We start from the raw sequence: 26,278 nt of genomic DNA, 5'->3' as shown, positions 1-26,278 counted from the left end.
GACTCAGTCCACGTCCACCCAGTCGAGAGTGCGTTCGACGGCTTTCTTCCACTTGCCGTAGCCCTCGGCCCGCTGCTCCTCGGACCACTGCGGCTCCCAGCGCTTGGCCTCGTTCCAGTTCTCCCGCAGCTCGTCGGTGTTCTTCCAGAACCCGACAGCCAGCCCGGCGGCGTAGGCCGCGCCGAGCGCCGTCGTCTCGGCCACGACCGGCCGGCTGACCGGCACGCCGAGCACGTCGGCCTGGATCTGCATGGCCAGGTTGTTGGCCGTGATGCCGCCGTCCACCTTGAGCACGTCCAGCGTGACCCCGGAGTCCTGGGCCATCGCGTCGACCACGTCCCGGCTCTGGTAGCAGATCGACTCGAGGGTGGCCCGGGCGATGTGCGCGCTGGTGTTGAAGCGGGACAGGCCGACGATGGCCCCGCGCGCGTCGGACCGCCAGTACGGCGCGAACAGCCCGGAGAACGCCGGCACGAAGTAGACACCGCCGTTGTCGGGCACCTGCGCCGCGAGCCGTTCGCTCTCGGACGCGTCGTTGATGATGTGCAACTGGTCGCGCAGCCACTGGACGGCCGAGCCGGTGACCGCGATCGACCCCTCGAGGGCGTAGATCGGGGCGGCGTCGCCGAACTTGTAGCAGACGGTCGTGAGCAGGCCGTTCTCCGACCGGACGAGCTCGGGGCCGGTGTTGAGCAGCATGAAGTTGCCGGTGCCGTAGGTGTTCTTGGCCTCGCCGGGGGCGAAGCAGACCTGCCCGACCGTGGCCGCCTGCTGGTCGCCGAGGTCACCGGTCAGCGGCACCTCGCCGCCCAGCGTCCCGGGCCAGCGGGCCACGCCGTACGTGTTCGGGTCGGACGACGGCCGGATCTCGGGCAGCATCGAGCGCGGGATGTTGAAGAACCCGAGCAGCTCGTCGTCCCAGTCGAGGGTCTCGAGGTTCATCAGCATCGTGCGGCTGGCGTTGGTCACGTCGGTGAGGTGGTTGCCCCCGTCGACGCCGCCGGTCATGTTCCACAACACCCAGCTGTCGGTGTTGCCGAAGATCGCGTCGCCCCGCTCGGCCGCCTCGCGCACCCCGTCGACGTTCTCCAGGATCCACTGGATCTTGCCGCCGCTGAAGTAGGTGGCCGGCGGCAGCCCGGCCTTGCGCCGGATCACGTCGCCCCGGCCGTCCCGGTCGAGCGCCGAGGCGATCCGGTCGGTGCGGGTGTCCTGCCAGACGATCGCGTTGTAGTAGGGCCGTCCGCTCCGGCGGTCCCACACCACCGCGGTCTCGCGCTGGTTGGTGATGCCGAGCGCGGCCAGGTCCTTGGCGCCCAGGTTGGCCTTCTGCATCGCGGTGCGGACGACGGTGACCGTACGCTCCCAGATCTCGGCCGGGTTGTGCTCGACCCACCCGGCCTGGGGCAGGATCTGCTCGTGCTCCAGCTGGTGGCGGGCCACCTCGTTACCGCCGTGATCGAAGATCATGAAGCGGGTACTGGTCGTGCCCTGGTCCACGGCGCCGACGAAGTCAGCCATTGCGTGCCTCCACGTTCTCTCGGGTGGGCTCCTCGGGCAGCTGCCCGGGCTCCGGCTGGCCCAGCTTGGGCAGGTACCGGCCGACCAGCCCCTGATACAGACCGGCGCCGAGCACCCCGCCGATGAGGGGCGCCACGATCGGGATCCAGAAATAGAGATACCCCGTCTGGTCGCGGAACGCCCCGCCGTAGCCGGTGAGGAAGCTGGCGAGTCGCGGACCGAAGTCGCGCGCGGGGTTGATCGCGTAGCCGGCGTTGGTGCCCCAGGCCATGCCGATGGCCACCACGATCAGGCCGACGATGAACGGGGCCAGGTTGGCCTGCGGGGGAGTCCCCATCACGTCGGTGACCGCGAGGATCAGGAACAGCAGGATCGCGGTGCCGATGATCTGGTCGCGGAAGGCGCCCCACTCGCCGACGGGCAGGGTCCCGTTGCCCGGCAGGGTGGAGAAGACGCCCTGGGTCTTGATGGTCAGGCCGGGGTCCGCGGCGTGCAGCACCTCGGTGTAGTTCCACCGCACGATCAGCGCGGCGACGAACGCGCCCAGGAACTGCGCGATGCTGTAGGGGAGGACCTTGCGCCACTCGAAGCCCTTGAAGACCGCGAGCGCCAGGGTGACAGCGGGGTTCAGGTGCGCCCCGCTGATGCGCCCGGCGACGTAGACGCCGAGCACCACGCCCAGGCCCCAGGCCCAGGCGATGCTGTCGTGATCGCCGATGCCGGCGCCGGCCACCTGGGCCACCACCCCGACACCGAACAAGATGAGGATCATGGTCCCGGCGAACTCGGCGGCCAGCTCGGCCACTATTCCGCCCGGGATCTTCAGTCGTGCGGCCATCTGCCCCTCCTGAAGTCAACTCTCGAAGGGACGCTAGGTAGCTGAGCGGCCACGAACAATGAACGCCATTCGACAATGTCGAACGGTGGTCTCGGCAGAGGCCCCTGATCGTCATAGGGTCGTGACGTGCCGGGAACAGTGCAGTCCATCGAGCGCGCCGCGGCCGTGCTGCGCCTGCTCGCCGGGGGCAACGGCCGGCTCTCCCTGGGTGAGATCGCGCGTTCGCTCGACCTGGCCAAGGGCACCACCCACGGCATCCTGCGGACGCTGCGCAAGGTCGGCTTCGTCGAACAGGACCGCCTGTCGGGGCACTACCAGCTCGGCGCGGCGATGCTCCGCCTGGGCACCGGTTACCTCGACGTCAACGAGCTGCGCTCCCGGTCGATCAACTGGGCCGACCCGCTCGCGTCCCGCAGCGGGGAAGCCGTCCGCATCGGCACCGTCCTGGACGGACAGGTGCTGGTGGTCCACCACGTCTTCCGGCCCGACGACACCTTCCAGACCCTCGACGTCGGCAGCCTCCTGCCGATGCACGCCACCGCGCTCGGCAAGTCCCTGCTGGCCTACGGCGCCGCGCCGCCGGCCTCGCTCGACCGCTTCACCAGCCGCACCATCGGCACCCAGCGGGAACTCGCCCAGGCCCTGCGGCTGGTGCGGGAGAACGGGTGGAGCTGCGACATCGAGGAGCTCACCCCGGGTGAGGCGTCCGTGGCCGCGCCGATCCGGGCGTACGGGGGCCTGGTGGTCGGGGCCATCGGCATCTCCGGCCACGTCGAACGGCTCTGCGACAGCCGCTACCACCCACTGCCCCACCTCGTGGCCACCGTTCGCGACGCCGCCCGTGCGGTGTCCCGCGACCTCGGAGCCGCCCGGCGATAAGGAGGGACAACCATGACCGAGCGCTACGTGGTCGCCATCGACCAGGGCACCACCTCGACGAGGTGCATCGTCTTCGACCGGCGCGGCCAGCTCGTGTCCCTCGCCCAGCAGGAACACAAGCAGTACTACCCCCGCCCGGGCTGGGTCGAGCACGACGCGGCCGAGATCTGGCGCAACGTGGAACGGCTCGGTCCCGAGGCGCTGCGCCGCGCCGGCGCCACCATCGACCAGGTCGCCGCGGTCGGCATCGCCAACCAGCGGGAGACGACCGTGCTGTGGGACCGCGCGACCGGCAACCCGGTCGGCCACGCCGTGGTCTGGCAGGACACCCGGACCGACACGATGGTGGGTCAGCTCGACGCGGCGCCCGGGGCCGAGGGTGTCCGGCACCGGTCGGCCCTGCCGCTGGCCACGTACTTCTCCGGGCCCCGGATCCGGTGGATGCTCGACCACCACCCCGGGCTGCGCGAGCGGGCCGAACGCGGCGAGGTCCTCTTCGGCACGATGGAGACCTGGCTGATCTGGAACCTGACCGGCGGCCTGCACGTCACCGACGTCACCAACGCCAGCCGGACACTGCTGCTCGACGTGCACACCCTCGACTGGTCGGCCGAGTCGCTCGCGTTCTTCGGCATCCCGCGGGCCATGCTGCCCGAGGTACGCCCGTCCATCGGCGTGTTCGGCACGGCCACCGCGGCCTTCCCGGGTGTCCGCATCGGCGCGGCGCTCGGCGACCAGCAGGCGGCCCTGTTCGGGCAGACCTGCTTCGCGCCCGGCGAGGCCAAATGCACCTACGGCACCGGGAGCTTCCTGCTGCTCAACACCGGGGCGGAACTGGTGCGCTCGACCCACGGCCTGCTCAGCACGGTGGCCTACCAGATCGAGGGCGAGCCCGCGGCGTACGCGCTGGAGGGCTCGATCGCCATCACCGGCTCGCTGGTGCAGTGGTTCCGCGACCAGCTCGAGCTGATCGCCAGCGCACCGGAGATCGAGACGCTGGCCCGCACGGTCACCGACAACGGCGGCTGCTACATCGTGCCGGCCTTCTCGGGCCTCTACGCGCCCTACTGGCGCAGCGAGGCCCGCGGCGTCATTGTCGGCCTGACCTCGTACATCACCAAGGGTCACCTGGCCCGGGCCGTACTCGAGGCCAGCGCCTGGCAGACCCGCGAGGTCGTCGACGCGATGAACGCCGACTCCGGGCTGGCGCTGAAGACCCTGCGGGTGGACGGCGGCATGACGTCGGACAACCTGCTCATGCAGTTCGTCGCCGACGTCCTCGACGTGCCGGTGGTGCGTCCGCTCGCCGCCGAGACGGTGTCGCTGGGCGCGGCCTACGGCGCCGGGCTGGCCGTGGGCTACTGGCCCGACCTGGAGGGCCTGCGGCAGAACTGGCACCGGGCCGGGCAGTGGCTGCCCACGATGGAGCCGGCCAAGCGCGAGTCCGAGTACGCCAACTGGCAGCGCGCCGTCTCCCGCACGTTCGACTGGATCCAGGCCTGAGACCCGGCCTCCCTCAGCCGAGCCACTCCCTTGCCGCGGCGGACAGGGCGGCCACCCCGGCGCCGATCGTCGGCTCCGGGACCGGGGCGTAGTGCGGCGAATGGTTGGACGGCAGCACGGCGGCGACCTCGAGGAACTGCCCGACGGTCGTGGCCCCGGCGTAGTGGGCGGGGTCGGCCCCGCCGACGAGCCAGTAGGTGATCGGCGCGCCCGCGGCGGTGGCCAGCACCTGCACGTCCTCGCTGCTGGGCAGCGGGCCGGGATCCACGACCCGGCCCGGCCCGGCCACCGACTCCAGCGCCGGACGGGTCCGCTCGGCCGCCGCCACGTCGTTGACCAGCGTCGGCGTGGACTCCTCGAGCACCACCGCCGGCTCGCGGGTCGCGCCGGCCGCGGCCGCCTCGGCCGACACGATGCGCCGGATCGCCGCCAGCACCCGGTCGCGCACCCCGGGGTCGTACGTCCGCACGTTGAGCAGCAGCGTCGCCGTGTCGGGGATGATGTTGTGCTTGGTGCCGGCCTGGATCGCGCCGACCGAGACCACGGCCGTCTCGGCGGTGGACACCTCGCGCGAGACGATCGTCTGCAGCCGCAGCACGGTCGCGGCCGCGATGACCACCGGGTCGACGGTGGTCTCGGGCCGGGAGCCGTGGCCGCCCCGGCCGTGGACGGTGACCCGCAGCGAGTCGGAGGCCGCCCACATCGGTCCGGGGGTCAGAGCGATGCTGCCCGCCGGCAGCGGGGCGACGTGCTGGCCGAGCACGACGACCGGCCGGGGCACGCGGTCGGTCAGACCGTCGTCCACCATCGCCTGCGCGCCCCGGGCGAGCTCCTCGGCCGGCTGGAACACGGCGACCACGGTGCCGCGCCAGTCACCGGCCGCGGCCAGGCCGGCGGCCGCGCCCATGAGCCAGGTGACGTGCATGTCGTGCCCGCAGGCGTGTGACACCCCGTCGACGGTGCTGGCGTACGGGAGCCCGGTCTCCTCGGCGACGGGCAGCGCGTCCATGTCGGCCCGCAACCACACCGCCGGCCCGTCACCGCGGCGCAGCACCCCGGCCACCCCGGTGCCACCGAGGCCCTCGGTGACCTCGTACCCGTGCTCGCGCAGCCAGGCCGCCGCGATGCCGGCCGTCCGGTGCTCGTGGAAGGACAACTCCGGGTGACGATGCAGGTCCTCGTAGACGTCGCGCAGAGTCGCCGGATCCATGGCTGGACGCTACGCGCCCGCGACCCGTCCGTTGCCCCCGAGCGGGTGCCGCATTTGCCGCTGGGCGAACGGCTCAGCCCAGGGCCGCGCCGTCCGGCTCGCCGAGCTGCCGCAAACCCTCGGCGTGGTCGCAGGCCGCCGTGAGCAGGGCCAGATATCTCGCGGCGGCGCGGGCCCGCGGCAGGAAGCGGCGCAGCGCCTCCTCGTCACCGGCCGCCTCCAACGCCCGGAGCAGGGCGAGGGACTCGTGCGGGATCTCCTCGGGGCCGGGACGGCGGCCCAGCGCGACCAGCCGTTCGGCCAGCGCGCGGCCGCCCATGACGTCGCCCCGGCCCAGCGCCAGCCGCGCGTGCAGAACCTCGGCGTTGCCGGGATGAGCGTGGTCGGGCTCGACCGTGGCGGCGACTCTCGCGGACTCCCGCCGGTCGCCGCGCCTCTGCAGGACGAGCGCGCCGACCAGCGGACCACTGCGGATGTACGGGCAGCTCATCGCCGCCATCGGGCCCTGGCGCAGCCGCAGGTGCTCGTCCAGGTAGGGATCGATCTCGGTGTCGCGGCCCAGCTGTTCGAGGCAGATGAGCACGGCCGCGGTGCCGTGGAGCCGGTCGTGCGGCGAGAGGTCACCGGCCCATGCGTACGAGCGGTGCGCGTGCCGCAGAGCCAGCCGGTAGTCGCCGCGGACGGCCCCGACGACCAGGCTGGCGATGGTGTGCCCGAGCGCACGGTCCCGGTCGCGACCCTCCTGCTCGACTAGCGACACCTCGTCGAGCACCGCGGTGACCGCATCCTCGTACCGGCCCTCCAGGAAGCACACGGCGGCCCGGCCGAGCATCGCCGGCGCCCGCAGCGTGGCCGAGCCGAGCCGGTCGGCCAGGGCCTCGGCGTCGGTCGCGGCCCGGCGGCGACCGGTCACCGGGACGGGGTCGGTCCGGCCGGTCCACGCCCAACGGCCACCGCACAGCGCCCGCAGCGCCAGCAGGTGCGCCCGCGTGGGCTGATCGGTGACGACGGCGAGGCCCTCGTCGATCACCCGGTCGCCCAGGGCCGGGTCGGCCGGCGCCCGGAAGCCACCCCAGCGGGCCACCAGCATCTGAGCCGCTTTCAGGCACAGCCGGGCCCGCCGGTCGCCGTGCTCGGGCGTGTCGCGCAGCATGGAGATCGCGTCGCGCCAGGCCCGCACGGCCTGGTCACCGTCGTAGGCGGTCTCGTGGTCGTCGCCCACAGCCTCCAGCGCACCGGCCCGTTCGGCCGGGTGTGAAGCGTGCCGCAGCGCCGCCCGGTGCAGGGCCAGGGCGCGGGGCACGGCGTAGCGGCGCCGTGCCCCGGCGCCCGCGGTCATCATCGACCGGAACGCCTTGCCGCGGATCCACTCGTCGGCCCCGGGGCCGTCGGCGGCGGCGGCATAGTGGACGGCGACCAGCTCGATCACCTCGTCGATGCGTTCCCGGGAGACCTCTTCCAGCCAGGCGGCGACCTCGGCGTGCCCGGTCGCGCGCTCGGCGTCGGGCAGGCTCGCGTAGGCGACGTCGCGGAGCAGGGCGTGCTGGAAGGCGTACTCGTCCTGGCCGGTGACCAGCGCACCCGGCCGGGCCCGGACGAGCCCGCGGTTCTCCAGCCCGGCCAGCAGGGCGGGCAGGCCGGGACCCAGCCGCTCGCGCAGGGGCGCCGCCCAGAACACCCGGCCCATCACGGCCGCGACCTGCAAGAGGCGCTTCTCCGCGGCCGGCAGCGCGTCGACCCGGGCAGCGAGCAGAGCGTGCAGCGTGTCCGGCAGGGCGCCGCCGGCGTTCTCGGCCAGGTGGGCCGCGAGCTGGCCCAGGAAGTACGGGTTGCCCTCGGCGCGCCCGAGGATCTCGGTGCGGCGGCGCGCGTCGAGCCGGGCCGCGTGCGGCAGCGCGTCGAGCAGGGCGCGACTGTCGCCGGCCGGCAGGGAGCGCAACGAGACGATCGACAGGTCCGGGAGACCGGGGTGGCTCTCGAGAAACTCGGGGCGGGCGGTCGTCAGCAGGATCACCGGACCGATCGAGCGGGTCACCAGGCGCGCCAGCAGGCCGACCAGCGAGGCGCCGGCCCAGTGCAGGTCCTCGACCACGAGCAGCAGCGGGCCGCCGGCGGCGAGCGCTGTGGCCAGCCGCGGCCAGGCCCGGCCCAGCTCCTCGGCGACGTCTCGCGGGTCGGCGTGGTCGAGCGGGTTGCCCGGCAGGCGGATCGCGGCCGTGGTGGCCAGCGCGAAAATCGTCCTGTCCCGCTCGCCCGGCGTGAGGCTCTGCCCGTTCAAGCTCTGCCCGTCCAAGCTCTGCCCGTTCAAGCTCTGCCCATTCAGGCCCTGCCCACTCAGGATCTGCCCGAGCCGGGACCGCAGGCGTTGCGGCGCCCGGTTGCCCGCGTCGCCCAGCGGAATGCCGCACGCCTCCCGCAGGATCTCGCCGAGTGCCCAGAAGGTGATGCCGTCGCCGGCCGCCAGGCACCGGCCGTGCAGCACGCGGAGGCCGGTCTGCCGGGCGACGATCTCGCGGACCAGGCGGGTCTTGCCGATCCCGGCCGTACCGGTGACCGTGATCAGGCACGGCCGCCGGGCGCTGACCGCCTCCCGGATCAGGCCCGACACGGCGCTCAGCTCGCCGGCCCGGCCGATCATCGGTGCCTCGTGCCGGCTCGGGGCGCCCGTCGCCGCGTCCGGTCCGGCCGCGAGCAGGCGGCACGCGCCGACCGGCGGGTCACCGGCCGGAGCCGGTTCGCCGAAGCGGAACCCGGCCTCGCCGGCCGCGCGGCGCGTCCGCTCGGTGACCAGGAAGGTTCCCGGCGCCGCGGCGGTGCGCAGACGCGCGGCGGTGTCCAGGACGGCGCCGCCCATCCGCGACAACCCGGCCGCCGCGATGATCGGACCGGAGTCGGCCCCGAGGCGGATCGGCGCCGGTGACCGCCGCAGAATCTCGGCGCCGGCCCGCAGCGCCCGGCCGGCATGGTCCTCGTGGGCCCGCGGATAGCCGAAGATCCCGATCACGCCCCCGCCGACCAGCGGTTGCACCGCGCCGCCCCACCGGGCGACGACCTCGCCGAGCAGCTCGGTCCACTCGGCGGCGGCCCGGCGCGACCGCTCGGGATCGGTGCCGGCGACCTCGCCCCGGACACCGCGGAGGTCCGCGTCCAGAACCGTGACGAGTTTGCGCTCCTCGGGAACGCCCGCGGTGGTCCCGGCCGGCCCGCTGGCGAGCAGGGTGCGGCGCACCTGCTGGAGGTCGGCGCGGGGCTCGACCCCCAGATCTTCGCGCAGCCGGACGGCCAGCCGGTCGTACCAGCGCAGGGCCAGATGACGTCGCCCGCGCGCCGACTCGAGGCGGATCAGACCGGCGTACGCGTCCTCGTGCAGCGGATCGAGCGCGATCAGCCGGACCAGGTCGGCCTCGGCCTGGGGCGGCTCCGCGCGGGTGGACCGTTCGAGCAGCAGCGGGACGACGGTGGCGCGCAGCTGGGCGCGACGATCCTCGGTCCAGTCGTCGAACCTGTTCTCGGGGAGCAGATCGCCGGTGTAGAGGGCGAGGGCGCCTTCGAGGTCGCCGGCGCGGGCCGCGGACTCGAACGCGTCGACGTCGACCCAGAGATCCGCCGGGGCGAGACCGACCATGCCGTCGCGCAGCGGCAGACGGTCGGCGCCCAGGACCCGACGGGCGAAGTGCAGCGCCTTGTCGAGCCGGCGGCCGCCCAGCGCCGCGTCCGCCTCGGGCCAGAGCAGGTCGACGACCTGGTCGCGATGCAGGCGCCCGCGCAGGGCGAGCACCTTGACGAGAGCGGTCGCGCCGCTGCGCCGCCACTCGTTGCCGGGCACGACCCGGCCGGCGACCTCCACCTCGAAGCCGCCCAGCAGACGAAGGCGCAGCCCGGCCGGCATCCGGTGATTGTGCGCCACCGGCGCCGCCGGTAGGGACAGCAAGCGGACAGAGATGGGAAAACGTCCTCGCTACGGTGCCGTCGCCATCTGTTGAACGGAAAGGATCGGTCATGACGACGACGACGGTGAACGAGCAGAAACTCATGGATTTCGTCTTCAAGTCGGTGGGCGACTTCGGCGCGATGCTGGCCGGGGCGCTGGCGGTGATCGGCGACAAGCTCGGGCTGTACCGGGCGATGGCCGGCGCCGGACCGCTGACCCCGGCCGAGCTGGCCGGGCGTACGGAGACCACCGAACGGTACGTACGGGAATGGTTGAGCGCCCAGGCGGCCGCGGGCTATGTGGACTACGTGGGCGACGACCGGTTCGAGCTGCCGGCCGAGCACGCGATCGCGCTCACCGACGAAAGCAGCCCGGCCTGTGTGATCGGCGGGTTCGAGCTTGTGCTGGCGGCTGCCCGCTCGACCGACCGGCTGGTCACGGCGTTCCGTACGGGGGAGGGGGTCGGCTGGCACGAACATCACCCCGACCTGTTCGAGGGGTGCGAGCGGTTCTTCCGCCCCGGCTACCACGCGCACCTGGTGGGGGAGTGGATCCCCGCGATGGACGGCGTCGAGCACCGTCTGCGGACCGGCGGCCGGGTCGCCGACGTCGGTTGCGGTCACGGCGCCTCGACGATCTTGCTGGCCTCGGCCTACCCGTCGTCGACCTTCGTGGGCAGCGACTATCACGACGCCTCGATCGCCTCGGCCCAGCAGCGGGCGGCCGCGGCCGGCGTCGGCAACCGGACCCGGTTCGAAGCCGGGCGGGCCGGGGAGCTCGACGGGGAGTACGACCTGATCTGCCTGTTCGACTGCCTGCACGACATGGGCGACCCGGTCGGCGTGCTGCGCCACCTGCGCGACCGGCTCGACCCGGACGGCAGCATCCTGCTGGTCGAGCCCTATGCCGGTGACACGGTGCCGGAGAACCTCAACCCGGTCGGCGCGGTCTACTACGGAGCGTCGACCCTGCTGTGCACGCCGAACTCGCTGTCGCAGGAGGTCGGCGCCGCGCTGGGCGCGCAGGCCGGCGAGGCCCGTCTGCGGGAGGTCGCCGCCGAGGCCGGCCTCACCCGCTTCCGCCGGGTCGCCGAGACCCCGTTCAACCTGGTCTTCCAGGTTCGTCCGTAGCCTCGGTCTCCAACGTGATCTGTTCCCGGCGGACCGGGGCCGTGACCACCTGCTCCTCGCGGACCGTCTCCTTGGTGAGCGTCACCCGCTCGACGGGCACCGTCTCGGTGGTGACGACCGGCCGCTGGGCGTGCAGGATCACCCCGGGCGCGGCCCCGGAGGCGTCCTCGCCCGGGTCGTCGCCGGGCTCGTCGCCGGTGACCGGGACCTCCTCGAGGCGTACCTCCTCGCGGGTGACCGGCACGGTGATCTGCCGTTCCTCGGTGACCAGGTACTTGCGCAACCGGACCTTGGTGGTCGGCTCGCGGCGCGTGCCGGCCACCAGGCGTTCCTCGGAGCGGGTCATCGCGTCGTCGCCGGCTCGGCCGAGGCCGTAGTAGGCGGTCAGCCGGTCGGCGTCGTCGTGGCCCAGGGGAGCGTCGGTCTGCCGGATCGGGGCGTGCGCTATCCGGTCCCGGTCGACCGCCACGATCAGCCGGCCCTCGGCCAGGCGGGCGCCGGTCAGCGGGACGAACGACTCCTGGAAGCTGAGTGTTCCGGTGCGGACGGTCACCCACAGCGGATCGCCGCTGTCCGGGTCGACATAGATCTGATCGACGGGACCGACGTGCACCCCCGCGTTGTCGACCACTTCGATGCCGCTCAGGCCGCCCAGGTCGTCCTTTGTGATCACCGCTGCCTCCTTCGCCGGCGCCGCCCCTTCCCCCTACCCCCCGGCGGCGGTCATCTCACCTGCCCACCGCCCCCGGCTGCCGGCAATCGTTGACGCAACCGAATGATTGCTATAGCTTGAGTGGCAACCAAGTGGTTGCTACTGAGGGAGTGGACATGAGCTTTCCCGATCGGATCGAGCGGACCATGGAGCTGCGCCAGCCGGTGGAGACGGTGTGGGCGGCCATCACCACCGCCGAGGGGCTGGGCACCTGGTTCGGCAACACGGCCGAGGTCGACCTGCGGGTCGGCGGCGAGGCCAAGCTCGCGTGGACCAGCGGCGACACGGCCACGCTGGTCATCGAGCGGGTCGAGCCGCCGACGGTGTTCGCCTACACCTGGCCCATCCACGGCCTGCCCGACGGCGACCCGCGGCGCACCTACGTGGAGTTCACGCTGGTGCCGACCGGCACCGGCACCACGCTGACCGTGGTCGAGTCCGGGTTCGCGCAGACCAGCGGTGAGACGCACAAGACGGCGTTCTCGGGCAACGTCGAGGGCTGGCAGAGTGAGCTCGGTGAGCTGGTCGCGTATCTCGATGGACGACTCTGACCTGGAGTCGGTGGCGCAGGAAGTCTTCGCCGCCCTGGCCGACCCGAGCCGCCGGGCGATCCTCGCCGCCCTGGCCGCCCGGGGCCCGGCCACCGCGACCGACCTGGCCGCCCGGTTGCCGATCACCCGGCAGGCCGTCGCCAAGCACCTGCAGCTGCTGACCGACGCCGGCCTGGTCATCCCCGAGCCGGGGGAGCGCCGCCGGGTGCGCTACCGCCTCGACTCCGGCCCCATGAAGGTGGCCCAGCAGTTCCTGGGCGTCCTCGCCCGCGACTGGGACGGTCCGCTGGCCGCCCTCCGCGACCGCCTGCAGTAGAGCGGACGCGCCCTTCTCCTTCTTCTTCGTCCCCGTCTGGCGAGTGTCAGGAGTCCGAGATGTTGTACCCGACCGCGATGATCTTGGCCGACAAGGCCACCAGGCGTCACGTCCTGTCCGCCCGCCCCGACGCTCCGGTGTCGCCCGACCGCCCGCCCGAACGGCACAGCGGGGCGGCCCGGCGCCTGGCCGTGGCCGCCCTGCGGCGGCTGGCCGACACCCTGGAGCCTGCGCCCCGAGGCTCCTGGTCCCGTCCCGCGGCCTAACATTCCCCCATGCCGGATCTCTCCGCGTTCCGCCGCGCCTGCTACGAGGTCGCGCGCCGGACCGGCGGCGAAGTGATCGAGTTCCGCCTCGGTGACGGGGTGACGCCGAACTTCTCCCAGGGGGTCATCGGCTACCGGGACAGGTCGGTGGCCGTGGTGCTGACCCGCGACACCGGCGTCGCCGCGCTGGCCGTTCCGCGCGAGGTCACCGGCCCGGACCAGGAGTCCGGGCCGCTGACTTTCGTCGACGACCCCCACCTGCTCGGCGCGCTGGCCGGCGCCGGTCTCACCGTGCTGACCGCGGCCGAGCTGGACGCCCCGTTCCAGGCGGCGCAGTGGCCGGCCGTGAGCCCGGCCGACGTGAAGTACTGGCAGCCGTACTCGGTGGGCGAAGCGCTCTTCAACTACTGGGACTGACCGCGACCTACCGGAAGGGGCCGGACAGGCCGGACCGGGCGGGCTCGTCCGTGCTCTGACGGACCTGGAGCTTGGCCGGGAACACGCAGCGCCAGTGCGGCGCGATCTGGCGGTTGACCAGTGCCCGGGTGGCGGCCGCGGCCATCTGCTCGACCGGCTGATGGACCGAGGACAGGGGCGGGTTGGCGCACTGGGCGATCACACTGTCGTCGAAGCCGACCACGGCGACGTCGTCGGGGATGCGGCGACCGGTGTTGCCGAGCGCCTGCATGGCCCCGGTGGCCAGCAGATCGCAGCCGGCGAAGATCGCGTCGATCTCCGGCTCCTCGGCGAGCAGCCGATGGGTGAGCTCGTAGCCGGCCTCGCGGCGGAACTTCCCGGTGGCCGAGAGGTCGGGCAGGCCCAGGTCGCGGACGGCCCGGCGGTAGCCGTCGCGGCGGCCCTCGGCGCACGAGTTGCCGTCCGGCCCGTGCAGGGCGGCGATGCGCCGTCGGCCGGTGTCGTGGAGGTGCTGCACGGCGGCGTACGCGCCCTCGGCGTTCTCCAGACCGACGAACGGGAGCCCCGGCACGGTCGGCCCGATGGTGACCACCCGCTCGCACTTGCGGTAGAACTCCGCGGCCGGCGCGAGCGGCACGTTGACCAGCAGGACGCCCAGGCTGACCGAGGCGGCGATGCGGTTGAGCAGCGCAGCCGTGCTCAGCTCGTCGACCACGTGCACCCGCAGCTGGGCGTTGCTGCCGGCGATCTCCTGCAGGATGCCGGCCGTGATGCGGCCGTAGTAGGGGCTGTTGGCGAAGACGGACGCGTCGTCGACGATGACCAGCTCGATGACCTCGCCGTGCCCCGAGGCGAGCGCGCGGGCGACCGGGTCGGGCCGGTAGCCCAGCTCGGTGATCACCCGGCGCACGTGCTCGCGGGTCTGCGCCGACACCCCCGGCGCGTCGTTGATGACGCGGGAGACGGCGGCTTTCGACACGCCGGCTTCCGTCGCGACGTCCGCCAGCGTGGGTCTCCTCTGCGCCATCGGACCAGTGTAGGAACCCGGGTCCACGGCGGAAATCGGTTATTCAGGTTCGCGTGGGCGTCCGGTAGGACCGGTCGAGCAGCGCGGCCCTGTTCCGGTGCGGTGCGCTCGAAGCTCCGCCAGGCCGATGCGCCGGCGCCAGGCCAGCCGAGCAGGGCGGTGACGGTCGCGGCGAGGCCCAGAGCCGCGCCGCGCGGCAGCGTGCGGGTGTGCGAACTATAGCGGCCCGGCCCCGGGCCGCCGAGTGACGAGCGCCCCGTCCTGTTGTGCGGCGCCGCCGGGCGGTGGGAGTGTGGCACGTGCTCTCCCGAACGCGAATCCCGCTTCCGCTGCAGGTCCTGCTCGCGACGGTCGCCGGAGCGGTCTCCTTCGCGCTCGCCCGGATGGTCTGCACGCTCGCCCGTGACCACATCCACCCGCTGCCGTTCGCCGCGGTGCTGCTCATCGTGGTGCTGGTCTCCGCGCGGGCGCTGGGCATCCTCTACGCGCTGCCGACCGGCACGGCGGCGATACTGGCCTACGACTGGTTCTATCTGCCGCCGCTGCGCGACATGTCCGAAGCCGCCTACACCGTCCTGGCCACGTTCCTGGGGATGGCCGTCATCGTCGGCACGGTGGCGACGGTGACCAGCCGGCGGGCGATCGCGGCCGAACGCGCGCGCGGCGACATGGCCGACGTGCAGGCCTCGCTGCGCCGGCTCGCGCTGCTCATCGCCAAGGGGGAGGCGCCCGAGCGGGTCTTCGAGGCGGTCACCCACGAGGTCCGGGCCCACCTGGGCAGCGATACGGCCGCCCTCATCCGGTACGAGCTGGACGGCTCGACGACCGAGCTGGCCTGCGCCGGCCTGCCCGCTCCCGAGGTGCCGCCCGAGCTGGTCGCCACCGTACGGGAATCGGGCCGGGCCGCCCGCCGGGACGCCACCGCGGTCGGGGTGCCGATCGTCGTGAACGGCCGGCTCTGGGGCATGTGCTCGGTCGGCGCGGCCGAGTCCCAGCTCCCGCCGGACACCGAGGCCCGGATGAGCGAGTTCACCGAGCTGGTGGCCACGGCGGTCGCCGACGCGCAGAGCCGCGCCGAACTGATCAGCTCCCGCGCCCGCATCGTGGCCGCCGCCGACGAGGCCCGCCGCCGCATCGAACGCGACCTGCACGACGGCGCCCAGCAGCGGCTCGTCGCGCTGGCCCTGCGGCTGCGCACCGCCGCCCACAACTCCGCCGCTGATGGCGCCGCCGCCGACCGGACTGTGAGACCGGACGAGGTGGCCGAGATCGGCGCCGATCTCATGACGGTCATCGACGAGCTTCGCGAACTGTCCCGTGGCATCCACCCGGCCGTGCTGTCCGACTCCGGCCTGCGGCCGGCGCTGCGCGCGCTGGCCCGCCGCTCACCCCTGCCGGTCGAGGTCGACGTACGCCTGGACGCGCGCCTGCCGCAGCCGGTCGAGGTCGGCGCCTACTACGTCGTCTCGGAAGTGCTCACGAACGCGGTCAAGCACGCGGCCGCCACCGTCATCGAGGTGTCCGCGACGAAACAGGACGACTGCCTGCACCTGCGCGTGCACGACGACGGTTCCGGCGGGGCCGACTTCTCGGGCGGCACCGGGCTGGTCGGCCTCAGGGACCGCATCGAGGCGCTCGGCGGCACCCTCGACGTCCTCAGCCCGGTCGGCTCCGGCACCACCGTGACCGCCCGGATCCCGCTGCCCGCGTAGCGCCCCTCAGCTCCCGGTGGCCCGCGGCCCGCTGCTCGCGCGGGGGAGAGCCGCTGTTCGCGCGGGCGAGGCCCGCTGCTCGCGCGGGGAGGTCAGGCGGCGAGCGGCTGGGCGGTGCGGCGGCCGGTCGGGGCGGCCGAGCGGGTCCGCACGCGCGGGCGCCGTGGGCGGGCCGGCATCTCGGCCGGCGCCGGCGCCGGAGCGGGCCGCGCGAGGGCGCCGACGACCACCGCGCCGTTGCACAACATGCTCCAGCCCAGGTCCTCGTGCTGAACGAGTGGTGCTGCGGTGTCCCACCCCGGCTGGTCGATCGCCGGGCACTCGGGAGTGTGGTTGCACATGGGAACAGCCTCGTGAAATCGGCGCCCCCGCACATCGAGGCCAGCCCCACTCCTCGATACCGGCTAGCCGGTACACGCATAATCTCTGCCATGACGGGGCTACGGGTCGTGCTGGCCGAGGATGACGTGCTGCTGCGCGAGGGTATCGCCAGCCTGCTCACACGCGAAGGTCTCGAGGTGCTCGGCCAGGCCGGCGACGCCACCGAGCTGTTGAAGATCGTCCGGGCGACCCGGCCCGACCTGGTCGTGGCCGACGTGCGGATGCCGCCCACCCACACCACCGAGGGGCTGCAGGCCGCGCAGCAGATCCGGGCCGAGCTGCCCGACACCGGCGTGCTGGTGCTGTCCGCCTACGCCGACGTCGACCAGGCGATGGAGCTGCTGGCCGGCGGCCGCCGCATCGGTTACCTGCTCAAGAGCCGGATCACCGACGTGACCGAGTTCCTGGCCGCGGTCGAGCGGATCGCCGGAGGCGGCTCGGTCATCGACCCGGGGCTGGTGTCCGAGCTGGTCACCGCCCGGCGGCGCGACGACCCGCTGGCCGCGCTCAGCTCCCGCGAGCGCGAGGTGCTGGCCCAGATGGCCGAGGGCCAGTCCAACGCCGGCATCGCCCGCCGGCTGTGGATCACCGAGGGCACCGTCGAGAAGCACGTCCGCAGCGTCCTGAGCAAGCTCAAGCTGCCCGAGACGGACGACCACCACCGGCGCGTCCTGGCCGTGCTGACCTTCCTCGAGGCCCGCTGAGCCGGCTCCGGAGCACGCCGGCCGGCTTTCGCGGGGGCCCGGCCCGTCAGCGGGCCAGCAGCTGCCGTACCGCCGAACCGGACAACTCGGTCTTGGGCAGGAAGCCGATCGCGGGGGAGGCCTCGATCAGGTCCTCGTAGTCGTCACCGCTGTGGGTGGAGATCATGATCACAGGGGTCGGGGAGAGCCGCCGTGCCAATTCGAAGCCGCTCTCACCGCCCAGGTTGATGTCGACCAGGGCCACGTCGGGGCCCAGTTCGCCGGCCCGCCCGAGCGCCCCGGCGATGTCGGACGCGATGCCGGCGACGACCACGCCCTCACGCTCCAGCAGGTCACGGGCGGCGGCGAGGAAGTGGTCGTTGTCATCCACGAGCAGGCAACGCAATGTCACGAGAATCAGGCTTCCAGGTCGTTCCGGGGTGCGCATTCCTGCTAGCGGTAGTACCCGCTGCCGAAGGCCGTACCCCCCGCCGCGGCACTTCTGTAGTCTCCTGTCGAAGCTTTAGGCAGAGGTAGGGGCTCGTTCGAGTGTTCAGTCGTATCGCCATCGTCAACCGTGGTGAAGCCGCCATGCGTCTCATCCACGCCGTCCGCGAGCTGGCCGCGGAGACCGGGACCCCGATCGAGACGGTGGCGCTGTTCACCGACGTCGATCGCGGTTCGACCTTCGTCCGCGAGGCCGACATCGCCTACGACCTGGGTGCGGCCGCCTCGCGGCCCTACCTCGATCTCAAGACGCTCGAGCGCGCGCTGATCGACACCGGCGCCGACGCGGCCTGGGTCGGCTGGGGCTTCGTGGCCGAGGATCCGGCGTTCGCCGAGCTGTGCGAGCGGGTCGGCATCACGTTCATCGGCCCCGGCCCCGACGCGATGCGCAAACTCGGCGACAAGATCGGCTCCAAGCTGATCGCCGAGGAGGTCGGCGTGCCGGTCGCGCCGTGGAGCCGCGGACCGGTCGAGACGCTCGACGCCGCGCTCGAGGCGGCCGAGCACATCGGCTACCCGCTGATGCTCAAGGCCACGGCCGGCGGCGGCGGCCGCGGCATCCGGGTCGTCCGCGACCCCGGCCAGCTCGCCGACGCCTACGAGCGCACCAGCCAGGAGGCCGCCCGCGCCTTCGGCAGCGGCATCGTCTTCCTGGAGCGCCTGGTCACCGGCGCCCGCCACGTCGAGGTGCAGGTCATCGCCGACGGCCAGGGCACCGCCTGGGCGCTCGGCGTGCGCGACTGCTCGGTCCAGCGCCGCAACCAGAAGGTGATCGAGGAGTCGGCCTCGCCCGTCCTCCCGCCCGAGCGCGCCCTCGAGCTCAAGGCCTCGGCCGAGCGCCTGGCCGTCGCGGTCGGCTACCGCGGCGCGGCCACCGTCGAGTTCCTCTACCACCCCGGCGACGACCTGCTCGCGTTCCTCGAGGTCAACACCCGCCTGCAGGTGGAACACCCGATCACCGAGTCGACCACCGGGTTCGACCTGGTCAAGGCCCAGCTGCACGTGGCCTCCGGCGGTCGCCTGACCGGGGAGCCGCCACGCGAGCGCGGGCACGCCGTGGAGGCCCGGCTCAACGCCGAGGACCCCGACCGCGACTTCGCCCCGTCGCCGGGCCGCATCGCCCGGCTCGACCTGCCCGCCGGTCCCGGCATCCGCGTCGACACCGGCGTGAGCGAGGGCGACACCATCCCCGGCGACTTCGACTCGATGATCGCCAAGGTCATCGCGTACGGGAAGGACCGTGACGAGGCCCTGGGCCGGCTCCGCCGCGCGATGGCCGACACCACGGTCGTCATCGAGGGCGGCGCGACCAACAAGAGCTTCGTCCTCGACCTGCTCGACCAGCCCGAGGTCATCGACGGCTCAGCCGACACGGGCTGGATCGACCGGGTCCGCGGTGAGGGCCGCCTCGTCTCGCACAAGCACTCGGCCGTCGCGCTGGCCGTGGCCGCCATCGAGGCGTACGAGGAGGAAGAGCTCACCGAGATGCAGCACCTGCTGTCGACGGCGTTCGGCGGCCGTCCCCAGGTGCGCCACGAGAGCGGCCGCCCGCTCGACCTCAAGCTGCGCGGCGCCACCTACCGCGTGCGGGTGGCCCGGGTCGGCGCCCGCCGCTTCCGGGTCGGCATCGAGGCCGGCGCCGAGGTCGGCCTGGCCGACCTCGAGCTCGAGCGTTTCGACAAGCACAGCGGCCGCATCACCGTGAACGGCGAACGCCACAAGATCCTCACCGGCGCGCACGGCCCGATCCACCTGGTCGAGGTCGACGGCGTCACCCACCGCGTCAGCCGCGACGAGGGCGGCGTGCTCCGCTCGCCCATGCCGGCCCTGGTCATCGCCACCCCGCTCGAGGTGGGCGCCGAGGTCGAGGCGGGCGCGCCGGTGCTCGTCCTCGAGGCGATGAAGATGGAGGCCGTCATCCGGGCCCCCTTCAAGGCCCGCCTCAAGGAGTCCCTGGTCACCGTCGGCGCCAAGGTCGACTCCGGGGCGCCGCTGCTGCGCCTGGAGCCGCTCGGCGACGCCGGCGCCGAGGAGGCCGCCGCGGCCGACAGTGTCGAGCTGGACCTGCCCGACGCGCCGGAGGCGTCGGCCGCCAAGCGCGCCGCCCGCGGCCAGGAAGACCTGCGCAGCCTGCTGCTCGGCTTCGACGTCGACCCGCTGGACGAGCGCCGGGTGCTGGCCGGCTATCTGGCCGACGCGGCCGACCTCGGCCACCGGCCGCTGGCCGGCGAGGTCGAGCTGCTCGAGGTCTTCGCCGACCTGGCCGAGCTGAGCCGCAACCGCCCGCCCGGCGAGGAGGTCTCCGGCGACACGCACGTGCGCAGCGCCCGGGAGTACTTCCACACCTACCTGCAGAGCCTCGACGTCGAGCGGGCCGGGCTGCCCGAGTCGTTCCAGGCCCGCCTGTCCAAGGCGCTCGGCCACTACGGCGTCAAGGAGCTCGAGCGCACGCCCCAGCTCGAGGCCGCCGTCTTCCGGATCTTCCTGGCCCAGCAGCGCGCCACGGCCGACGCCAACCTCATCGCCACGCTCCTGCGGGCGTGGCTGCGGGCGGCGCCGCCGGAGGAGACCCTGCGCGAGCCCACCGGCCTGGCGCTGGAGCGGCTCATCGCGGCCACCCAGATCCGCTACCCGGCGCTGGCCGACCTGGCCCGCGGCGTGGTCTTCTCGTGGTTCGGCCAGCCGCTGCTGCTGCGCAACCGGGCCCGGGTCTACGCCGACATCCGCAAGAACCTGCGCCTGCTCGACGCCGACCCGCAGGCGCCCGACCGGGCCGAGCGGATCGCCGAGATGGTCCGCAGCACCGAGCCGCTCGTCCGTCTGCTCGGCCAGCGTCTCGTCCGCCACGACCTCGACAACTCCGTGATGCTCGAGGTGCTGACCCGGCGCTACTACGGCAACAAGGGGCTCACCGGGCTGCGGACCTCCGGGCAGTTCGTCGTGGCCGAACGGGCGGGCTCGTGGATCGTCTCCGCCGCCGTCCCGTTCGACCAGCTGGGCGTGGCGCTCGACGGCCTGGCCGAGCTGACCGGCGCCGCGCCGATCGACGCCGACATCTACCTGTCGTGGGAGGGCCAGCCGGCCGATTCCGACGCGATGGCCGCCGCGCTGCACGAGGTCGTCGGCGCCCACCCGCTGCCCTCGCAGGTGCGCCGGCTCACCACCACGGTGGCCGGCCGCGGCGGCGCGGTCATGCACCACCACTTCACGTGGCGCCCGTCGAGCACCGGGATGGCCGAGGAACGCCTGATCCGCGGCCTGCACCCGTACATCGCGCAGCGCATGCAGCTCGAACGGCTCCGCAAGTTCGACCTGACCCGGCTGCCGTCCTCCGACGAGGAGATCTACCTGTTCCGCTGTGTCGCGCGGGAGAACCCGGGCGACGACCGGCTCGTGGCGTTCGCCCAGGTGCGTGACCTGACCGAGCTGCGCGAGCACGACGGCCGCCTGGTCGCCCTGCCCACGGCCGAGGAGACGATCGCGACCTGCCTCGACTCGATCCGCCGGGCCCAGGCGCAGCGGCCCTCGGACAAGCGGTTCAGCACCAACCGCATCGTCATCTACGTGTGGCCGCCCATCTCCATCACCCGCGAGGAGATGGAGATGATCGCCCGCCGCATCCTGCCGACCAGCGCCGGCGCGGGGCTCGAGGAGATCCTGTTCATCGGCCGTTACCGCGACGCGACGGGCACGCTGGCCAAGGTGGCGGTGCGCATCTCGAACGACGCCACCGGCGCCGCGGTGCTGACCGTGGGCGAGCCGTCCGAGGAGCCGATCGAGCCGCTCGACAACTACCGCCTCAAGGTCCTGCGGGCCGCGGCGCGCAACACCGTCTACCCGTACGAGTTGACCGGGCTGCTCGGCACCTTCGACGAGCACGACCTGGACGAGTCGCACGCGCTCGTGCCGGTCGACCGGCCCAAAGGCCGCAACACCGCGGCGCTGGTCGCCGGTGTGGTGACCACGGTGACGTCGCGTCACCCGGAGGGCATCCAGCGGGTCGTGCTGCTCGGCGACCCGACGAAGGCGCTGGGCGCGCTCTCCGAGGCGGAGTGCCGCCGGGTGATCGCCGCCCTCGACCTGGCCGACCGCATGCGCGTGCCGCTGGAGTGGTACGCGTTGTCGGCCGGCGCCCGGATCTCGATGGACTCCGGCACCGAGAACATGGACTGGGTCGCGGCCGCGCTCAAGCGGATCGTCGAGTTCACCCAGGACGGCAACGAGATCAACATCGTGGTCGCCGGCATCAACGTGGGCGCCCAGCCGTACTGGAACGCCGAGGCGACGATGCTCATGCACACCAAGGGCATCCTGGTCATGACGCCCGACTCGGCGATGGTGCTGACCGGCAAGCAGTCGCTCGACTTCTCCGGCGGCGTGTCGGCCGAGGACAACTTCGGCATCGGCGGGTACGACCGGGTGATGGGCCCCAACGGCCAGGCACAGTACTGGGCGCCCAACCTGGCCGCGGCCCGCGACGTGCTGATGTCGCATTACGACCACACCTATGTGGTGCCCGGCGAGACGTCGCCCCGGCGGGCCCAGACCACCGACCCGGTCGACCGCGACGTCTCCGATTTCCCGCACGACGTGGCCGGCAGCGACTTCACCACGGTCGGGCAGATCTTCTCGTCGGCGGCGAACCCGGACCGCAAGAAGCCGTTCGACATCCGCGTGGTGATGCGCGCCCTCGCCGACCAGGACCACGCGGTGCTGGAACGCTGGGCCGGCATGGCCGACGCCGAGACCGCGGTGGTGCAGGACGTGCACCTCGGCGGCATCCCGGTGTGCCTGCTCGGCATCGAGTCGCAGTCGGTGCCGCGGCGCGGCTTCCCGCCCACCGACGGACCCGACACCTACACGGCCGGCACGCTGTTCCCCCGCTCGTCGAAGAAGGCGGCCCGCGCCATCAACGCCGCGTCGGGCAACCGGCCGCTCGTGGTGCTGGCCAACCTGTCCGGCTTCGACGGCTCGCCCGAGTCGATGCGCAAGCTGCAGCTCGAGTACGGCGCCGAGATCGGCCGGGCCATCGTCAACTTCCGGGGCCCGATCGTCTTCACGGTCATCTCCCGCTATCACGGCGGCGCGTTCGTCGTCTTCTCGAAGATGCTGAACCCGAACATGACCGTGCTCGCGCTCGAGGGCTCCTTCGCCTCGGTGCTCGGCGGCGCCCCCGCCGCGGCGGTCGTCTTCACCGGCGACGTGAACCGCCGCACGGCCGCCGACCCGCGCGTGCGGGACGCCGAGGCCCGGCTGGCCACCGCGGCGGGCGCCGAACGCAGCGCGCTGGCCGCCGAGCTGGAGGACCTGCGCAACGCCGTCCGCACCGAGAAGCTGGGCGAGGTGGCCGCGGAGTTCGACCGCGTCCACAGCATCCAGCGGGCCGTCGAGATGGGCTCGGTCGACGCCGTCATCAAGGCCGCCGAGATGCGTCCCCGCATCATCGAGGCCATCGACACCGCCCTGCGCCGCCAAGGCTGAGGTCGCCGTCCGAGCCGCTCCCGTCCTGGGGGCGGCTCGGACCGTGGCGGGTGGTCGACGACTGGGCCACTGCTCGCCGGTGCCCGCCGCCGGGCAGGCGGCACAGAGACCGGCTGCACGGGTGACGGGACGCCCGGCACAGCGCAGCTAACGGCCGGCCCGCCACCCGCCGGGCTCGACGCCGCCCGGGACCACCCCCGCCGGAGCGTAGGGCTGCCGGGTGAACACGAACGTGCCCAGATCGAGGTGGGTCACCGCGCCGGAGGCGTCGCGGTGGACCTGGAGCCGCTCGCCGGCGAAGTAGCCGTTGCGGCCGACCCAGGTGCCGTCGCCGGACCGATGCAGGTCGGTGCCGCGGTCGCTGCCGGCCAGCGAGCTCAGCTCGAGCCGGCCGTCTGCCCGCGGGTGCAGGGCGAACGGAGCCGGACCCCAATACCAGGGCCCGGCCAGCTCGAGAACGGCCGGCTCGACCTCGGCCAGCGGCTGCCACGGCTCGGGGATGCGGGGCTCGCGATCGGCCACGATCTCGAGCAGGTCGGCGGTGAAGCCACTGATGGGCAGGCCCGCGGTCGTGTTCGCGACGGCCACGGCGCCCACCCCGTCGGTGGGGCTGACCCACACGGTGGCCAGGAAACCGGGAACCGAACCGGTGTGGCCGGACAGCAGGCGGTCACCGCGGCGCAGCAGCTGGGTGCCGAGGCCGTATTCGGCTTTCCACTGGCCGGCCTCGGGCGCGGCGGAGGGGGAGCGCATCTCGGCCAGGCTCTCGGGCCGGAGCACGCGCTCGTCCCCGTCGATCAGGAACGCGGCCAGCCGGGAGAGGTCGTCGACGGTCGACCACAGCTCGCCGGCCGGACCCATCGGGCCGTAACTCTGGGCGGGCTCGGGCAGCAGCACATCGGCCCACGGATGCACGGCCCACCCGCGAGCGTGCGGGGCGGCCGGGCGCAGGCCCGTGCGGGTCAGGCCGAGCGGCTCCAGCACCTCGCTCGCGAGCGCGTCGGCCCACGGCCGGCCCCTCAGCCGCTCGACGAGCGCGCCGAGCAGCGCGAAACCGGGGTTGGAGTAGTGGAAACGCTCGCCCGGCGGGTGCACCCGGGGCTCGTCGTGAAGGACATCGGCCAGCTCGGGGCGAAGCGTGCCGGGACTGCGCTCCCACCACGGCCCGGGTGGCTCGGCGGCCAGACCCGACGTGTGCGCGAGCAGCGAGCCGACGGTGGCGTCGCCGGCCGCGGAGACCGGCAGATGCTCGTCGAGCCGGTCGGTCAGGGCGAGCCGGCCCTCGTCGCGCAGGCGCAGCACCAGCAGGGTCACGAACGTCTTGGTGATCGAGCCGATGCGGTATTGCACCTCGCCGCCCGGGGTCGCACCGTCGACAGCGCCCCAGCCCTCGAGCCACACCGGACGACCGTCACGCACGACGGCGGCCGCCACCGAAGGCGCCCGCGCGGACACCTGAGCCCTGGCCAGGCGGTGGCGCAGCGCTCGGCGGGTCTCGGGCAGAAGGTCGGGCTGGGTCGATGGCATGGGCAGAACCTACCGGGCCGGGCCGACAGTTTCCGGGGCCTGTGGACGACCGGCCAGCGCGATGGCGAGGCGGTCGAGAACGGGCGTGACGGACGGTGACAACTGGTTGTTGACGATCAGGGAAAACACCAGCTGACCGTGATCGGCCATGGTCACGTACCCGGAGAGGGCCGACGCCCCGGTGAGAGTGCCGGTCTTGGCGTGCACCCGGCCGGCGGCGACCGTCCCTCGCATCCGGTTGCGGAGCGTGCCGCCGATCATCGGATCGGGCCGGCCGGCCACCGGCAGCGCGGCCGACCAGATCGGGAACCACGGCTCGGACCGCACCGCGACCAGGAACCGGGCGAACGCCGCGGGCGGGACCAGATTGCGCCGCGACAGGCCCGACCCGTCGACCTGCCGCATCGTCGTCGGGTCGACGCCCAGCCGGCTCAGATAGGCGGCGACCGCGTTCGTCCCGGCCGGCCAGGAACCGACCCCGGCCGCGCGCCGGCCGATCGCCTTGATCAGCAGCTCCGACATCGTGTTGTTGGACAGCTTGAGCAGCGGCGCCATCAGGTCCCGGAGCGGCGGTCCGGCGTGCCGGGCGAGCGTCACCGCCTCCGGTGGCGTCGCCCTCCCGGTCAGGATCCGGCCCCGCACCTGGACGCCGTGGCGGCGCAGCGCGGCGCGGAAGACGTCGGCGGTCAGCGCCGTGGCGTCCCGGACGGCCACCGGCTCGACGACCGGGGGCGCGTTCTTGCTGATCGCGCCGGTGATCCTGAGAACGTCTCGGCCGTGATCGCGCGTCACCGACACCGGGGTCAGTCCCTCCGCGGTGATCGCTCGGTTGACCACTCTCAGTTGATGGCCGGCCGGGCTGACCGTCACCCGGGCCGGTCGTCTGTCCACAGGCGCCGGGGACACCTTGACGCTCACTGTCCCGGCCAGATAGTTGTTGTCGGGCGCCACCGTGAGCGCCGAGACCGGAGCCGCCCCGGAGAAGGCCTCGTCGTCCCAAGCCCATTCCAGCCCGAGCCGTTGCGTGTCGAAGGAGGTGTCGTCGGCCACCAGATCACCGGTGATCTCGCGCAGACCGGACGCGGCGACGTCGCGGGCCAGCGCGTCGAGCCCGGCCGGGGTCAGCGCCGGATCGCCCTCGCCGCGCAGGTAGAGGTCGCCGGTCAGGGAACCGGCCTGCCGTACGCCGGAAGCCTTGGCCTCGGTGGTGAAGCGGTGTCCGGGACCGAGCACGGACAGGGCCGCCGCCGAGGTGAAGAGCTTGATGGTCGAGGCGGGCAGCAGACGGCGTGAGCCGCCGCGGTCGACGAGCGTCGCGCCGGTGCGCGCGTCGGCCACCACGACACCGACCTGGGATCCGGCCAGGGCGGGGTCGGCCAGGATGTCGTCGATGACCTGCCCGAGCCCGACCGGCTCCCGCGCGGACCCCGGCTGAGCGGCGGCAGGCTGAGCGGCGGCAAGTTGAGCTGCGGCGGGCTGAGCGGCGGCAAGTTGAGCTGCGGCGGGCTGAGCTGCGGCGGGCTGAGCTGCGGCGGGCTGTGCGAAGGCCGGCCGGGCACCGGCCTGGGCCGACGCGGAGTGGATGGTGGAGGGGAGGGGGAGGGCCCCCGAAACGACGGCGACGAGACCGAGCGTCAGCGTGGTGGCCCGGGCCGGGACCCGCAGGCGGTTCATACCTTGATCAAC

The 26,278-nt window shown here is 73.3% G+C and carries 20 protein-coding genes; 10 read left to right on the top strand and 10 right to left on the bottom strand.

The genetic code is table 11. The annotated features are described in order from the left end of the window. Positions 1-3: 3 nt before the first annotated feature. The gene (gene glpK / locus HJC40_RS27810; protein WP_250005357.1) at positions 4-1,521 is read right to left on the bottom strand and encodes a glycerol kinase GlpK; all 1,518 of its coding nucleotides are present in this window, start codon (positions 1,519-1,521) and stop codon (positions 4-6) included. Continuing rightward, on the bottom strand, positions 1,514-2,359 hold the full coding sequence (locus tag HJC40_RS27805; protein WP_250005354.1) for an MIP/aquaporin family protein: 846 nt from the start codon (positions 2,357-2,359) through the stop codon (positions 1,514-1,516). The genes glpK (HJC40_RS27810) and HJC40_RS27805 overlap by 8 nt, the downstream gene beginning before the upstream one ends. 126 nt (positions 2,360-2,485) lie before the next feature. Between HJC40_RS27805 and HJC40_RS27800 the strand changes: the two genes are divergently transcribed. After that, positions 2,486-3,238, top strand: a complete 753-nt coding sequence (locus tag HJC40_RS27800; protein WP_250005351.1) for an IclR family transcriptional regulator — start codon at positions 2,486-2,488, stop codon at positions 3,236-3,238. Between the two features lie 12 nt (positions 3,239-3,250). Further along, the gene (glpK, locus tag HJC40_RS27795) at positions 3,251-4,741 is read left to right on the top strand and encodes a glycerol kinase GlpK (RefSeq protein ID WP_250005348.1); all 1,491 of its coding nucleotides are present in this window, start codon (positions 3,251-3,253) and stop codon (positions 4,739-4,741) included. 13 nt (positions 4,742-4,754) lie between these two features. On the opposite strand, the gene HJC40_RS27790 is transcribed toward glpK (HJC40_RS27795), so the two are convergent. Continuing rightward, positions 4,755-5,951, bottom strand: a complete 1,197-nt coding sequence (locus HJC40_RS27790; protein ID WP_250005345.1) for an amidohydrolase — start codon at positions 5,949-5,951, stop codon at positions 4,755-4,757. A gap of 73 nt (positions 5,952-6,024) precedes the next feature. Further along, positions 6,025-9,840, bottom strand: coding sequence for an AAA family ATPase (locus HJC40_RS27785; protein WP_250005343.1), 3,816 nt, complete (start codon positions 9,838-9,840; stop codon positions 6,025-6,027). Positions 9,841-9,950: 110 nt separating this feature from the next. Here HJC40_RS27785 and HJC40_RS27780 point away from each other — a divergent pair, with 110 nt between their 5' ends. Then, positions 9,951-11,012 carry a trans-aconitate 2-methyltransferase gene (locus HJC40_RS27780; RefSeq protein WP_250005341.1) on the top strand — a complete coding sequence of 354 codons (1,062 nt, stop codon included), beginning with the start codon at positions 9,951-9,953 and terminating at the stop codon, positions 11,010-11,012. On the opposite strand, the gene HJC40_RS27775 is transcribed toward HJC40_RS27780, so the two are convergent. After that, complete coding sequence (locus tag HJC40_RS27775; RefSeq protein WP_250005339.1) at positions 10,984-11,685, bottom strand: PRC and DUF2382 domain-containing protein; 702 nt, start codon at positions 11,683-11,685, stop codon at positions 10,984-10,986. The genes HJC40_RS27780 and HJC40_RS27775 overlap by 29 nt on opposite strands. A 155-nt stretch (positions 11,686-11,840) precedes the next feature. On the opposite strand from HJC40_RS27775, the gene HJC40_RS27770 reads away from it, so the two are divergent. The 4 genes from HJC40_RS27770 to HJC40_RS27755 are packed head-to-tail and all read left to right on the top strand — an operon-like array spanning position 11,841 to position 13,274. After that, positions 11,841-12,275, top strand: a complete 435-nt coding sequence (locus tag HJC40_RS27770) for an SRPBCC domain-containing protein (RefSeq protein ID WP_250005337.1) — start codon at positions 11,841-11,843, stop codon at positions 12,273-12,275. Further along, complete coding sequence (locus HJC40_RS27765; RefSeq protein WP_250005335.1) at positions 12,262-12,591, top strand: helix-turn-helix transcriptional regulator; 330 nt, start codon at positions 12,262-12,264, stop codon at positions 12,589-12,591. Before HJC40_RS27770 ends, HJC40_RS27765 begins: the two co-directional genes overlap by 14 nt. Positions 12,592-12,650: 59 nt before the next feature. Next, positions 12,651-12,857, top strand: coding sequence for a hypothetical protein (locus tag HJC40_RS27760; protein ID WP_250005333.1), 207 nt, complete (start codon positions 12,651-12,653; stop codon positions 12,855-12,857). Between the two features lie 9 nt (positions 12,858-12,866). After that, positions 12,867-13,274, top strand: a complete 408-nt coding sequence (locus HJC40_RS27755; RefSeq protein WP_250005331.1) for a hypothetical protein — start codon at positions 12,867-12,869, stop codon at positions 13,272-13,274. 7 nt (positions 13,275-13,281) lie between these two features. Here the strand turns inward: HJC40_RS27755 and HJC40_RS27750 are convergent, their stop codons facing one another. Next, positions 13,282-14,301 carry a LacI family DNA-binding transcriptional regulator gene (locus HJC40_RS27750; protein WP_250005329.1) on the bottom strand — a complete coding sequence of 340 codons (1,020 nt, stop codon included), beginning with the start codon at positions 14,299-14,301 and terminating at the stop codon, positions 13,282-13,284. Between the two features lie 299 nt (positions 14,302-14,600). Here HJC40_RS27750 and HJC40_RS27745 point away from each other — a divergent pair, with 299 nt between their 5' ends. Further along, on the top strand, positions 14,601-16,013 hold the full coding sequence (locus HJC40_RS27745; protein ID WP_250005326.1) for an ATP-binding protein: 1,413 nt from the start codon (positions 14,601-14,603) through the stop codon (positions 16,011-16,013). Positions 16,014-16,105: 92 nt separating this feature from the next. Here the strand turns inward: HJC40_RS27745 and HJC40_RS27740 are convergent, their stop codons facing one another. Next, entirely contained in the window at positions 16,106-16,354 is a 249-nt protein-coding gene (locus HJC40_RS27740) for a DUF5999 family protein (RefSeq protein ID WP_250005324.1), read from the bottom strand. Between the two features lie 90 nt (positions 16,355-16,444). Between HJC40_RS27740 and HJC40_RS27735 the strand changes: the two genes are divergently transcribed. Further along, complete coding sequence (locus HJC40_RS27735; RefSeq protein WP_250005321.1) at positions 16,445-17,098, top strand: response regulator transcription factor; 654 nt, start codon at positions 16,445-16,447, stop codon at positions 17,096-17,098. Between the two features lie 46 nt (positions 17,099-17,144). Here HJC40_RS27735 and HJC40_RS27730 read toward each other — a convergent pair whose 3' ends face one another. Then, positions 17,145-17,489, bottom strand: a complete 345-nt coding sequence (locus tag HJC40_RS27730) for a response regulator (protein WP_250005319.1) — start codon at positions 17,487-17,489, stop codon at positions 17,145-17,147. Between the two features lie 179 nt (positions 17,490-17,668). Here HJC40_RS27730 and HJC40_RS27725 point away from each other — a divergent pair, with 179 nt between their 5' ends. Further along, positions 17,669-23,065, top strand: a complete 5,397-nt coding sequence (locus tag HJC40_RS27725; protein ID WP_374272882.1) for a carboxyl transferase domain-containing protein — start codon at positions 17,669-17,671, stop codon at positions 23,063-23,065. A 147-nt stretch (positions 23,066-23,212) separates the two neighbouring features. Here the strand turns inward: HJC40_RS27725 and HJC40_RS27720 are convergent, their stop codons facing one another. Both HJC40_RS27720 and dacB read right to left on the bottom strand, forming a co-directional pair. Further along, positions 23,213-24,592 (bottom strand): serine hydrolase, encoded by a 1,380-nt coding sequence (locus tag HJC40_RS27720; RefSeq protein ID WP_250005315.1) that lies wholly within the window; start codon positions 24,590-24,592, stop codon positions 23,213-23,215. A 9-nt stretch (positions 24,593-24,601) separates the two neighbouring features. After that, on the bottom strand, positions 24,602-26,266 hold the full coding sequence (dacB, locus tag HJC40_RS27715; RefSeq protein ID WP_250005313.1) for a D-alanyl-D-alanine carboxypeptidase/D-alanyl-D-alanine-endopeptidase: 1,665 nt from the start codon (positions 26,264-26,266) through the stop codon (positions 24,602-24,604). Positions 26,267-26,278 lie beyond the last annotated feature (12 nt).

Origin of the sequence: Actinoplanes sp. M2I2 (assembly GCF_023544445.1) — a bacterium.
Taxonomy (GTDB): Bacteria; Actinomycetota; Actinomycetes; order Mycobacteriales; family Micromonosporaceae; genus Actinoplanes.
Note: the sequence above shows the minus strand (reverse complement) of the source record. Positions and strands in the feature narration are given on the sequence as shown.